Source organism: Streptomyces sp. NPDC058000, from assembly GCF_042886435.1.
Taxonomy (GTDB): domain Bacteria; phylum Actinomycetota; class Actinomycetes; order Streptomycetales; family Streptomycetaceae; genus Streptomyces.
Genome location: NZ_JBHVQS010000114.1, coordinates 1 through 12,239 on the forward strand (window position 1 = coordinate 1; position 12,239 = coordinate 12,239).

Here is a 12,239-nt window from a genome sequence, read left to right on the forward strand (position 1 = left end):
CAGCCGGCATCTGGCACAACTGGAGCACCGGCGCCAAGATCAAACGATCCCTGATCGCCTACGACCACTGAAAACATCGGACTCATTCATCTAGGTGGGAGTAACCCGCTCGCATCGCCTTCACCCCATTGACGCGGTGGGCCCTGATAAATGTTTCCTGTGCGCGGCCAGCTCCGCGGAGAGAAGCTCCCGAGGGCTGGTACGGACTGGACACAGTAGATACAAGAAGACGTGAAGGGCGAGCGGGGGGAAATCAGTTGGAACGGATCGGATCGTACGCCGTGGTGCGGGAACTCGGTGCGGGCGGGATGGGCACGGTGTATCTGGCCCGGTCGCGCGGCGGGCGTCTGCTGGCCGTGAAGGTGGCAAGGCCGGAGCTGGCCGCGGACACGGCCTTCCGGGCCCGGTTCCGTGTCGAGGTGGACGCGGCGCGCAGGGTCGGCGGCTTCCACACGGCGCAGGTGGTGGATGCCGATCCGGACGGAGAGCCGCCCTGGCTGGCCACGGCGTATGTGCCGGGCCCGACGCTCGCCCAGTTGATCACCGCCGAAGAGCCCATGGCTGAGGGCGAGTTGAGGCAGCTCGGAGCGGCGCTGGCGGAGGCGCTGCAGGCGGTGCACGGGTGCGGGCTCGTGCACCGCGATCTGAAGCCGGGCAACATCATCATGGCGCCGGACGGTCCACGGGTCGTGGACTTCGGCATCGCCCGGGCCGTCGAGTCCACCCGGCTGACGATGACGGGCCACGCCTTCGGCACCCCCGGCTATCTCGCGCCCGAGCAGGCGGAGGGCCGGGAAGTGACGGGTGCCGCCGATGTGTTCGCCCTCGGCGCCGTCCTCGTGGCGGCGGGGGGCGGCAGCGCCTTCGGCGACGGCACACCGATGATGCTGATGTACCGCTCGGTGCACGCGGAAGCGAACCTCTCACCGGTCCCGGAGGGCATATGCGGGATCGTTGGGGCCTGCCTGGAGAAGGACCCGGCGCGGCGGCCCACCACGGAGCAACTGCTCGACGCGTTTACCGGGGTCATGGACGCCTCGCACCCGCCCACGTTCGTGGTGCCACCACCCACCCTCGTGGCACCGCCCACCGAGGACAGCCCTGGAGAAGCTCGGGAACTCATCTCCGAGGATGCCGAGTTCTTCCACGCCGAAGACGGCGAACGTGCCATGGTCATCGATGCCTACGGGGTCGAGATCAGGCTGGTCGGACCCGAAGGCATCAGCCTCGACTTCCCCTGGAACGAGATCGCGAGCATCGGCCACGCCCTCGATGACGCCAGCCTCCAGTGCATGCTGTTCATCGAGTGCACCGACGACGTTCCGTACGACTGCACGCTAACCGCGCCCGACGACGTGACGTACGACAGATGGGCTCGGCACCTGCCGTACGTTCTGGATCACTACTGCGACTAACGCGCACGGTCCGTGATCATTCGCGTTCCCCAGTCAGTGGAACTACCCCCATCCCAGGTCGATAACTATCGGCTCACGTTGAAAGAACCCAGCTGCTCTCACCCACTACGTCACGGACCGCCACCACGACGCAGACGCACAGGTCAACAGCCTGCCGAGCGAACGAACTCAAGATAATCCAGCAGCAGGTCGGTCATGAGTGCGACAGCTCCCTGGCCATCTACACGCACGTCAGCGACGACTTCATGAACACTTCCGTGCACAAGGCACTGGCTCCGGCGTTCGCCGGGGCCTGACAGGAGGGATCCGGCGATGGCCGCCAAGCTCGACTACCACTGGCACCTGCGCAAAGTCATGGCGGACCGCGGGATGTTCTCCACCACTGACCTCATCCCTCCGCTCGCCGAACGCGGCATCAGCCTGTCGTCGAGCCGGGTCTACCGGCTCGTCGTCGAGCGACCTGAGCGACTGAGTCTGAAGATCCTCATGGCTCTGCTCGACATCCTTGACTGCACGATGGACGACCTCATCGAGCCCATCGCGGCGGCCGGGGCCGTGAAGAAGCCGAAGAAGGCGGCCGTCGGCGGCGGAACGGCATCCGGTTCGGAGGGACTTGGTGGACTGCGGCCAAAGCGGGCCCGGATCAGGGGTGTTGACCGGTCATGACCCTCGCTGTCCATCTCGACCGCACCGTTGCGGACCCGATCGGTCTGATCACCGACCTCGTCGCCGACGTCGAGAAGGAACTCGGCGCTGAGACCATCCGGGCCGTGGTCGCCGCGGTCGCGGGCGGCCGCGCGAAGTCACGGCGCCTGGCGGAAGCCCTGGCTTCCCACCCGACAGACCGTCATGAACCGGGCACCATCCGACTACGCCGAAGCCCTGTCCAAGCATGCCTGACCCGTCAGATCCTCGTCCTGGCCGACCGGGCCTACCAAGGCGCCGGCGCCACCGTCCGTACCCCCTACTACCGGCACCACGAACTGCCCGAACATTACAAGCGGTTCAACCGTGCGCATGCCCACCTGCGGGCTCCCGGTGAACGCGCCTTCGCCCGGCTGAAGTCCTGGCGCATCCTCCGCAGAGCCCGATGCTCAACCAACCGGATCAGCAAATACTTCACCGCGATCCACACCTTCCTGACCTGCGACTATTCGAGATGAAAGAGGTTCACTGGCTGACTGGAGTCCGGGAGAAGGGCAATGACCAGTGGTTCCCCCAGAAGTACAAGAGCTTCGGCGGCAACATTTAGTTCTTGGCCGCGCCGAACGGCGCCCCCGTTGTGGGTCTCCGACGAGCCGGGGCCACCCCGGACATCACCGTGGCCCGTATCCACATGCGGCCCGCGCTGTACAAGGCCGCCGCCGACGGGCTTCCCACGCTCGCCGACGAGGGCTACATCGGTGCCGGCATCGGTATTCACGTGGCTGTATGCCGGCCCAAAGGCCGCTCCGAGATCGCCCTGGACCGAGCAACCCACGCCACGAATGCGCTGACCAGGTACCTGAGGGCGCGCGGCGAGCGGACCGTGGCGGAACTGAAGGAACGCTGGCGAACCCTCAAGCATGTCGCCCCCATCCCCAGCAGGATCGGCGACGTAGCCTGCGCCGCACTCGCCCTCAACAGGCACTGGAAATAATCCTCACTGAGAAAACCTCACTGGCCACATCATGGTGGTGTTCCGCCACAGGCTGTGGCGGAACTGGCAGCACAGGCCCGCCATACATGCTGCAGCGAAAGCTGATGCCATTTTGGATGCAGTCACCATATTCGCCCTTGGCAGAAAGGAAAGCCTTCCGAAAGACTGGAACCTTGATCCGAATGATGCCGAGGTATGACCTCCCGCGAGAGCGCAGGCCAGTGACGAGTGACGTGTCTCCAAGTCGATAGCCACGACAGCCCGCCTTCCTGCTACTCGACTTGACTGTAAAATTCGCTTGAGGAGGACCAATTGCTGCTTGTTGACCCTGCACCTCATCAAGCCACAGTGCTGCCGCCTCCTTCGGTGGCGGGAGCCCGGGGCTTGAGGGGCGGAGACGAAGGTCAGGCGGTGGGCCACACGGCTCTTCCAGGGTGTGCTTGTCCGCTGCCGTGCGAAAGGGCCTCGGTGACGGCATGGTGTCTGGGAGACGTACTTGGGGGCTCGTCACGAGTGTCGGAGTGCAACGATTCTCTGGGACTTCTCTGGGACTTTCGGCTGCATCACAGGGCACGCGCCTGAAACCACTGAAATGCTGATGTGCCTGGTGAGAGCGCTGCGGACCTGCGTCGCGCGAGGTGAGAGGGTTGCCCACTCACTTGATCAACATGTAACGGGGGCGCCTCTGTCGATGCTCTGCCCAGCTACGCACTGCGGCTACAGCAGGGCCCGGACCTCGCCGCGGCTGGTGGGCAGTTCGGCCCCCAGGCAGCGCGGGGACCGGCGTCACCGCGATCCGCTCGGACCACGCGCGGCCAGGGCCTGCGCGCCCCCGTCCCGCCACAGATACCCCACACACCACGAGGCGCAATCAACGCCCCATCCCCATCAGGGACTTCGAGGCGAATCTCCCTGGCGAGTCGACGTCAGTAGCGCTACGTCTGCGGGACGTCCTGGACGAACACGATCCCGTCGGTGTTCGCCAGGTGTGCCGGGTCGAGCGGGGAGTAGTCGAACCAGGGGGATACGCGGGGTGCGGGCCGCGTATCGCCGAGGGCGGTGGCCAGCCGGGGGGCGTCGACGACGCAGCGGTCCTCCGGGAGCGCGTACAGGAGCCCTTCGACGGTGTCCGGCGGCGGGATGTCCACGCCCTGGTGCCGGATCGTGCCGAGGGCCGTCGCCAGGAAGGCATACCGCTCGCCCAGGTGGGCGCTCACCAGCGCGCCGGCGCTCCACCACTCCAGCCGCAGGTCGCCCATCCGCATCGAGCTCTTGTCCCGCTGGAGATGACCGTTGTGGGCGTGGATGAGTGCCGGGCCCCGTTCGGCGAGGGCGAGGAGGTTGTCGGCCATCATCCGGTCCCGCAGGCCCACCAACCGCGTCATACGGGCCGGTGAGGTGTCGGCCATCCAGAAGTGATAGCGCAGCAGGCCGGTGGCGGTGCGCCCGTACAGGCGCGCCCGGTCCCAGTCCTCCCGTGAGGTGGCCGCGATCAGGTGCGGCGTCTGCTCGTCGAACAGCGCCACCAGGTCGTCGGCGAGCAGTCGCAGCTCCTTGGCCTCGGCCGACTGCCCTGCGGACTGGGCCGGGTCCCTCATCGCGGCGGGATGGGTCCACCGGTCGTCGGCGCCGAGCAGGCGGTCGAGTGTGTCCACGGTGCAGGGCAGCAGCTCCGCTTCCACCCGGGCCGCGAGGTAGCCGTGGAGTGCGGTGAGGGCCTGTCGGGGGCTCGCGGCGCCGGTCATCTCCAGCGGGCCGTCGAAACCGGCGAAGCGGAGCCGATCGGAGGCGGGCCGGCCGTCGTTGTACGCGCGCATCCAGCGCACCAGCTCGCGGTTGGGCGCGGACGCGTTGAACCAGCCGTGGCTGAAGCCGCTCTCCATGACGTCGTCGAGGGTGCCGGTTCCCGAGGTGACGTAGTCGTCCACGATCAGGCCCATCAGGCAGTCGCTCTCGATCGCGATCGTCCGGTAGCCCTCCTGCTCGACAAGGTGCCGGAACAGTTCGTTGCGCAGTTCGCGCAGTGTGTCCTCGCTATGGGTGGGCTCGCCCAGGGCGAGCAGCTGCGGCCGGGCCGGGAGCAGTCTCATGACGGAGGAAGCCTCGACGGCATGGACGCTGTCTTTGATGTCAGTCGCCATGCCTTCAACGGTATCGTTGAACTTTCGGTTGAAACTTTTCCTCGCTATCGTCGGAAACGTGGGACGAAACCTTCAAAGCGGTGAGCGGCTCAGGCCGATTGATCTGGCGCGCGGGCACGGTCTGTCCACGCAGGCGATCAGGAACTACGAGGAGGCCGGCATCCTTCCGGCCGCCGGTCGCACACCCCACGGCTACCGCACCTATACGCCGCTGCACACGCGCGCCCTGCGGGCGTTTCTCGCCCTGGTGCCCGGCCACGGCCACCCGACGGCAACGTCGATCATGCGGGCGGTGAACGAGGGCGCGGCCGACGAGGCGTTCCGTCTCATCGACGAGAGCCACGCCCAACTCCTCGACGACCGCCGGACCCTCCAGGCCGTGGAGCGCGCCCTCCGCGATCTGGAGCCAACCACGGCGCCCGGGCCCGGTGCAGGGTCCGAACCAGCCGCGGAGTCCGGGCCCGACGGCACGTTCGTCGGGCCACTGGCAGACAAGCTCGGCATCCGGCCCGCGACGCTGCGCAAATGGGAGCGTGCCGGACTGGTGCGCCCGCGCCGCGACCCGCGGACCGGGTACCGCGTCTACGACGAGGCCGATGTACGGGACGCCCGACTGGCCCACCAGCTCAGGCGCGGCGGCTACCTGCTGGAGCAGATCGCCCCGCTGATCGCCCAGGTACGGGCGGCCGGCGGGCTGGAACCGCTGGAGGCCGCACTGGGTGACTGGCACGGCCGGCTGTCCGCCCGGGGACGGGCGATGCTGGCCGGGGCCGCCGAGCTGGAGGCGTACCTCCGCGAGCGCGGATGAGACGTCGGCCGTCAGCCGAAGAGAGACGCCCAGGACAGCCGACGCCGCACCAGGGGCACGCGGTGCGCAGCCCGTGGACGACGTCGCCGCCTGCACCCCGCTCGCCCGCGCACTCCACTTGCGCCTCAAGGCGTGTTGGGAAGTGTTCGCTAGGCCAGCGCCTCCAGGCAGTCCAGGCAGTCCAGGTCGGCCTGGGACAGTCGCAGCGCGCCGGCGGTGATGTTCTCGGCCAGGTGGGTGGGGTCGGACGTGCCCGGGATCGCCAGAACGTTGGGTCCGCGGTGCAGCGTCCAGGCCAGCCGAACCTGCGCGGGTGTCGCGCCCCGTGCGCGGGCAACCGCATGGAGCCGGTCGTCGTGGGTGCCGTCGGCGGGCGCCTCGCGTCGCTGGCCCGAGATCGCAAAGAACGGCACGAAGGCGATGCCCTGTTGGCGGCAGCTGTCCAACAGGCCGTTGGCGTCCGCGAGCCGCCGGTCCAGGCCGTACGCGTTCTGCACGCAGACCACGGGTGCGATGGCCTGGGCCTCGGCGAGATGTTCGGGCGTCACACTGGACAGGCCCAGGTGGCGGACGAGCCCGGCCTCCCGCAGCTCGGCCAGTGCGCCGAAGTGCTCGGCGATCGACCCGCCGCCGGTCCAGCGCAGGTTGACGACGTCGAGGTGGTCCCGGCCGAGTTGGCGCAGGTTCTCCTCAACCTGCCCGCGCAGTTGGTCGGGCCTGGCCATGGGCAGCCATTCGCCTGACGGATCCCGCCCCGGTCCGACCTTGGTGACGATGACCAGATCGCCGGGGTAGGGCGCCAACGCCCGGTTGATCAGTTCGTTGGCGGAGCGCAACGGTGAGAAGTAGAACGCGGCGGTGTCGATGTGGTTGACCCCGTGCTCGACCGCGCTTCGTAGAATCCTGACTGCGAGCTCGCGGGCGATCGGGGCGCCGTCGGAATTCCCACTCATCCCGTTGCCGGTCAGCCGCATCGCGCCGAAACCGAGCCGGTTCACCTCCAGGTCACCGAGCTTCCAGGTGCCCGCGGCCGCCGCAGTGACCGTCGCTGATTCCATCGTGACCCACTCCCATGATTGTCGACCGCCAGGCGTTGGTTCTTGCCCTCCGGTCGGCCGTTACGGCCACCACCGGGTTCGATCCGGGAGTATGGGGTGGCGACTGCCACGGTGAGAAGGCGTCCCCGGCCGGCGAAAAGTCACACCGGAGGCGGGAACTCGACGCCACGGCCAAGCCGTTGGAGGAGGCGTATGGGTTCACCGGAGCCCTGGCCCAGGCGGCGGTTCCGCAGCGGGCCAGTGCCGTCCCGTCTCGGGTCGTTGGCCCGGGGCAAGGCGAGCCGATGGGTTGCCTGGCGGTCGCGCACTGGCCGCCTGCGGAGTCTTCGCGGGTGGGAATTGAGCAGTGGATGCCCGCCAACGATTCCAGGCTGGGAGGTCCGGCAAGTACCGGGCGTGCTTGGGATGTTGCCGTTCCCTCTGCTGTCGGGCGTACCTCTGGCCCTATCCAGCCACCGGTACGTTTCGCGCCAACCCTTTGCAACTGCGGTACGGAGCGACCTGGTTCGAGCTACACAAGAGGGGGCGGAGGGGTCCCGCTGATGAGTGGGGCGACGGCGGTCGACCTGGAGGTTCGGACGGTTGCTGACGATCAACATCGTGGTGCTGCTCGCGGTGATCGTGTTCTTGCGGTTGCGTCGTCGTACGCAGTCCAGAAGTCGGTTCGACGAGAAGGTGACCGTGGTCATCGTGCTGGCGCTGGGCGTCCTCATCGCACCGACGCCGGTCGGGCAAGGGATCGTGCAGTTCCTCACTCAACTCGTGCACGGCGTATCGCAGTCCGGGGACTGAACACCGACCGCATGGCCGCCGGACGGCACGGGGCCGGGCCCGCCCGGCCCCTTCGAGGGGAAAGCCGTGACGTGGCGACTGGCTGCGATGTGGTACCCAGCCCGACCGGGGAGGAACTTGCATGACCACGCGAGCCCGACGACGACGCAGCACCCCCCGACGCCCTGCCCGCCGGCCCCGCGGCCAGGCCGCCCGACGCCGCGCACGCGAGCAGGCTTTCACGCGCTTCGCCCTCGCCGCCCTGGTTCTCGCCTCGGTCGTCACGGTCGCCCGCGAGCACCCAGTCGCCACCGTCACCCTCGGCATCCTCGCCACCGCCACCGCCACGGCCACGCTGGTCTTCCTCGCCCGAACCGGCCGCCTACACCTCCCCGGCTCGCCAGGGCCCCGCCAGGACGTCACCCACACCCTTGTCGCTTACCACCGCATGACCGGCACCCAGTTCGAGTACGCGGTGGCCGATCTCGCCCGTCAGGACCCCGCGGTTCGCTCCGCCACCGTTTCCGGCGGCGCAAACGATCGCGGGCTGGACGTCCTCGTCGTCCTTCGCGACGGTCGTCGCATCGCCGTCCAGTGCAAGCGGTACGCCGAGAGCAACCGGGTCGGTGCCCCCGCGATCTACACCGCGAACGGCACGTACCGCGCCTACCACCGCTGTGACCACGCCGTCATCGTCACGACGTCCCGCTTCACCCGGGATGCCGAGCTCGCCAACGCTTCGCTCCCCGAACCGCTCCGGCTGATCGACGGACGTGGCCTGGCCCGTTGGATCGGCGGTGGCTGCCCACCCTGGGGATAGGGCCTCTCCGCGGGGGCGGGTGGGCGTGCTCGACACGGGGCCGTGCCCGCCGGTGGAGGGCGTTGTGGGCCTTCTGTTCAGGGGGCGCAGGTGTCTGTGTTCAGGGGGTGCAGGTGCCTGTCGTGCGGGTTTGTGGCGGGGGTGCTCGGAGACCGTGCCGTTCGTTCCGAGTCGGTGATGAGTGGATCCTGCGGTGGTTCGCCGCTCAGGGGTTCGCCGACGCGTGGAGGCCCAGGCGTTGGTGTACCAGGCGAGCGAAATGGGTGAGTGCGCGGCCGCTGCCCAGGAGTTCGGTGGGGGAGATGCGGATGTCGAAGTGCTCGCGGGCGCGGAGCAGGAATTCGGTGGTCATGAGCGAGTCGAGGACGGTGGCCGCTTCCGGTGCGGTGGCCCCGCGGCGGCCGAGCAGGGCGATGTGCCGGGCGCCCCGATCGGCGAGCGCGTCGGCGGTGGCGGCCCCGAAGCCACCGAGTCCGCCGGTGATCAGATAGGTGCCGTCCGGGTCCAACGCCGGCTCCGCCGGGGCGGGCTCCACGAGGACGGGCTCGTCCAGCGGGTCGAAGGAGACGACCACCTTGCCGGTGTGCCGGGAGTGCTGAAGGAGCCGGAACGCCTCGTCCACCCGGGCCGCCGGATAGACGACGTGCGGGAGTGGGCGGTAGACACCGCCGGCGATCCGTTCGGTGACCTCGGCCATCAGGTGGGGGCCCCGCCCCGCGTCGTAGACGACGTTGTCGAGGTTGAAGCCGATGAAGGTGAGGTTGCGGTGGAAGGGACGTAGCAGGAGTGGGCTGTTGCGGAAGATGTCGCGCTTGCCCAGTTCGATGAAGCGGCCGTTGGGGCGAAGCAGGTCCACGTTGTGGGCGATGGCCTCACCGCTGAGGGAATTGACGATGACATCGACACCCTGACCGCCGGTGATCTCTCGGATCTTCGGAACGCAGTCCAACGTCCTTGAGTCCAGGACGTGTTCGACACCGAGGGTGCGCAGCAGGTCGCGTTTGACCTCGGTGCCCGCGGTGGCGATGACCCGGGCGCCCACACTCCGCGCGCACTGGATGACGGCGAGCCCGACGGCCCCGGTCGCACCGTGCACGAGCACCGTCTCCCCGGGGAGCGGCCGGGCCTGCTCGGCGAGAGTGTGATGGATCGTGAGAAACGCCACCGGGAAGGTCGCCGCCTCGGCGAAACTCATGCCGACGGGGATGCGGATGGCGGTGCCGGCCGGGGTGACGGCGTGCGAGGCCAGCGCTGCGGGCATGAGGCCGCAGACCCGGTCGCCGACCGACAGGCCGGTGACCCCGGGCCCGACTGCCTGGATGACCCCCGCTCCGTCGGTGCCCAGGCCACGGCTGAGCGGACTGCCCTCGACGGCCTCGGGCGGCAGCAGACCGTTGGCACGCATCGGGTCGCGGTAGTTCAGGCCGACCGCGCGGATCTCCACCAGGATCTCGCCGGGGCCTGGCCGCTGGGGTTCCGTCGCGCGCCAGACGAGCCGGCGGGAGAGCCCCGGGTCGCGTACCTCCAGGAGGTACGGCGCGCCGGAGGGTGCCGGGACGGGCTGGTCGACCGGGTGCTGGGTCTGTCGGGGAACGAAGCGGCCGGCCCGGGTGAGCACGATCTCGTCCTCGTCGGTCGGCGTCAGCAGCTCGTGCGCCAGACGCCGGGCGTCGGTGTCGGGGTCATCGGTGCGGTCCAGGCAGATCCGTCGCAGCCGCAGGGAGGGGTGTTCGTTGGCAAGGGTGCGGGCCGCTCCCCAGGCAGCGGCGTCGGCGGGGTGGGCGGGGCGTTCGGGGCCGGGGAACAGGCCGCTGGGGCGGGTGACCAGCCATATCTGCGGGTGCCCACCGCCGCGCGGTCCCGCGCCGGCGCCCGCGAGGGCTCGTAGGACGGCGGCACGGCGGGTGGTGCGGGGCGTGATGGCGTCGGGGGCCTCTGTCGCGGCGAGCAGGAGGACGACTCCGGGTGGGACGTCCTCCGCGGAGAGCGCGGCGGCCCAATCGGCCCGGCAGTCCGTGGCGGCTATCGTGCGGGCTCGGCCCAGGAGTTCGGCGAGTGCCTGGGCCGTCGGTGTCTCGTCGGGGGTCTCGGTCGCGATGACCCAGGTGGCGCCGGGTTGCGGTACGGGCGCGGGCGGCGCGGAGTTGGGGTGGTGATCTGCGGCCGCCAGAAGCAGGGAGCGGTCCTCGGCGCCCGTTCGTACGGCGCCGGTGAACCCGCACTCGGTCAGCAACGGCACCCACCGGTCCTGGGACAGCAGCCGGGTCTCCGGTCGCAGGGCGCGGTCGCGGCGCTGCCAGAAGGACTCGGTGCCGCCGGCGAGGAAGCCGAGCCGCGGTGTGAGATGGGGTTCCGTGGCGAGCAGCAGGCCACCGGGCGCGAGCAGGGTGTGGACGTGGCGCAGCGCTTCGGCGAGGTCGACGGTGGTGTGCAGGGCGTCACCGGCGACGATCAGGTCGAATCCGTGGCGGGGGAGGCCCTGCGAGACGGGTTCGGCCCCCAGGTCGAGGGTGCGGTAGTCGATGAAGTCATAGGCGGAAAAGCGGTGTTCGGCGCGGGCGCAGCCGGCCGCCGAGGTGGCGGTGCAGGTGTAGGGGGTGCGTTCGGCAGGCAGCAGGGGCAGCAGGGCCGTGCTGAGGCTGTTGGTTCCGGCGCCGACTTCCAGCACCCGCAGGGGGCGGTCCTGCGGCCAGCGCAGGTTCCCGCAGGCCCGCGTCCACCGCTACGCCGACGCCGGTCACTACGTCATGGAGGACGCGGCGGACGAACTCGGGTGCCATATCCGCGACTTCCTCCTGGAGACGGTACGGCGATGACCGACTCGGGCTTCTTCTCGCAGGTGACACGACTGGCTCAGGACCGCCCCGACACCACCGCGCTCGTCCGCGGCCGCCGCGACGGCTCCGGACAGGCGATCAGCTTCGCCCAACTGCTGGCGGGATGCGGCCGCGTGTCCGAGGCGCTGCGAGCCGCCGGCGTCTGCCGAGGACAGAAGGCGGTGACGATGACCCGGGACCCGTACGAACTGGTCACCGTCGTCTACGGGCTGCTGGCAGTCGGCGCCGTGCCGGTCCTGGTGGATCCGGGGCTGCCCCGAGCGGACCTGCGGGCCTGCCTGAACGAGGTGGCCCCGCAGGTCTTCGTCGGCGAGCCGCTCGCCCACGCGGCACGCCGGGCCCTGGGATGGGCGCGCGGGCACGTACGCACGCCCCTGGTGACCGGCCCTGCCCTCCCCGGGCTCGGGAGGCGGTTGCACGTCTCCGTGCCGGAGCACGGCGGGCCCGCCCCGGAAGTTCGGGAACCCTCCGCCGAGGACCTGGCGGTCATCGCGTTCACCTCCGGTTCGACCTGGGTGCGCAAGGGCGTGGAGTACCAGTACGGCACGCTCATCGGGCAGGCCGAGGCGCTCGGCCCGGTGCTGGCCACGGCACCAGGCGGGGTCCTGCTCGGCGGCTTCCTGCCCGTCGCCCTCCTCGGACCCGCCCTGGGGTTGACCACGCTCGCCCCGGCCATCAGCCACCGGGCCCCGGCCCGCACCCGCCCCGAGCGCATTCTGCGGATCCTGCTGGCACATTGTGCATCGGTGG

The 12,239-nt window shown here is 69.6% G+C and carries 10 protein-coding genes and 1 pseudogene; 8 read left to right on the plus strand and 3 right to left on the minus strand.

Going from position 1 to position 12,239, the window contains the following annotated elements; translation table 11 throughout:
- Positions 1–257: 257 nt before the first annotated feature.
- The 4 genes and pseudogenes from ACFVT2_RS42770 (at position 258) to ACFVT2_RS42785 (ending at position 3,054) form a co-directional block, all read left to right on the plus strand.
- On the plus strand, positions 258–1,415 hold the full coding sequence (locus tag ACFVT2_RS42770; RefSeq protein WP_390027784.1) for a serine/threonine-protein kinase: 1,158 nt from the start codon (positions 258–260) through the stop codon (positions 1,413–1,415).
- Positions 1,416–1,727: 312 nt separating this feature from the next.
- Positions 1,728–2,081 carry a helix-turn-helix domain-containing protein gene (locus tag ACFVT2_RS42775; RefSeq protein ID WP_390027787.1) on the plus strand — a complete coding sequence of 118 codons (354 nt, stop codon included), beginning with the start codon at positions 1,728–1,730 and terminating at the stop codon, positions 2,079–2,081.
- 218 nt (positions 2,082–2,299) lie between these two features.
- Positions 2,300–2,578, plus strand: a pseudogene (locus ACFVT2_RS42780) (transposase family protein); the annotation flags it as partial.
- A 92-nt stretch (positions 2,579–2,670) separates the two neighbouring features.
- A complete protein-coding gene (locus tag ACFVT2_RS42785; RefSeq protein ID WP_390027789.1) occupies positions 2,671–3,054 on the plus strand; it encodes a transposase family protein in 384 nt (127 codons plus the stop codon).
- Positions 3,055–3,989: 935 nt separating this feature from the next.
- Here ACFVT2_RS42785 and ACFVT2_RS42790 read toward each other — a convergent pair.
- Positions 3,990–5,195: an erythromycin esterase family protein gene (locus tag ACFVT2_RS42790; protein ID WP_390027792.1), complete on the minus strand. Its 1,206-nt coding sequence runs from the start codon at positions 5,193–5,195 to the stop codon at positions 3,990–3,992.
- 58 nt (positions 5,196–5,253) lie between these two features.
- On the opposite strand from ACFVT2_RS42790, the gene ACFVT2_RS42795 reads away from it, so the two are divergent.
- Positions 5,254–6,003 carry a TioE family transcriptional regulator gene (locus tag ACFVT2_RS42795; RefSeq protein ID WP_390027794.1) on the plus strand — a complete coding sequence of 250 codons (750 nt, stop codon included), beginning with the start codon at positions 5,254–5,256 and terminating at the stop codon, positions 6,001–6,003.
- Between the two features lie 149 nt (positions 6,004–6,152).
- Here ACFVT2_RS42795 and ACFVT2_RS42800 read toward each other — a convergent pair whose 3' ends face one another.
- On the minus strand, positions 6,153–7,061 hold the full coding sequence (locus ACFVT2_RS42800; protein WP_390027797.1) for an oxidoreductase: 909 nt from the start codon (positions 7,059–7,061) through the stop codon (positions 6,153–6,155).
- A gap of 582 nt (positions 7,062–7,643) precedes the next feature.
- Here ACFVT2_RS42800 and ACFVT2_RS42805 point away from each other — a divergent pair.
- Positions 7,644–7,853 (plus strand): hypothetical protein, encoded by a 210-nt coding sequence (locus tag ACFVT2_RS42805; RefSeq protein WP_390027799.1) that lies wholly within the window; start codon positions 7,644–7,646, stop codon positions 7,851–7,853.
- 121 nt (positions 7,854–7,974) lie between these two features.
- On the plus strand, positions 7,975–8,652 hold the full coding sequence (locus ACFVT2_RS42810; protein ID WP_390027801.1) for a restriction endonuclease: 678 nt from the start codon (positions 7,975–7,977) through the stop codon (positions 8,650–8,652).
- 205 nt (positions 8,653–8,857) lie between these two features.
- Here the strand turns inward: ACFVT2_RS42810 and ACFVT2_RS42815 are convergent, their stop codons facing one another.
- Positions 8,858–11,350 carry a zinc-binding dehydrogenase gene (locus tag ACFVT2_RS42815; protein WP_390027805.1) on the minus strand — a complete coding sequence of 831 codons (2,493 nt, stop codon included), beginning with the start codon at positions 11,348–11,350 and terminating at the stop codon, positions 8,858–8,860.
- Between the two features lie 114 nt (positions 11,351–11,464).
- On the opposite strand from ACFVT2_RS42815, the gene ACFVT2_RS42820 reads away from it, so the two are divergent.
- A partial coding sequence (locus ACFVT2_RS42820; RefSeq protein ID WP_390027803.1) for an AMP-binding protein occupies positions 11,465–12,239 on the plus strand: 775 nt, incomplete at its 3' end.

Bases quoted from the DNA above. Each gene is read 5' to 3' on its own strand.
- ACFVT2_RS42775 (WP_390027787.1), top strand. From the start codon at position 1,728: ATGGCCGCCAAGCTCGACTACCACTGGCACCTGCGCAAAGTCATGGCG.
- ACFVT2_RS42790 (WP_390027792.1), bottom strand. From the start codon at position 5,195: ATGGCGACTGACATCAAAGACAGCGTCCATGCCGTCGAGGCTTCCTCC.
- ACFVT2_RS42800 (WP_390027797.1), bottom strand. From the start codon at position 7,061: ATGGAATCAGCGACGGTCACTGCGGCGGCCGCGGGCACCTGGAAGCTC.
- ACFVT2_RS42810 (WP_390027801.1), top strand. From the start codon at position 7,975: ATGACCACGCGAGCCCGACGACGACGCAGCACCCCCCGACGCCCTGCC.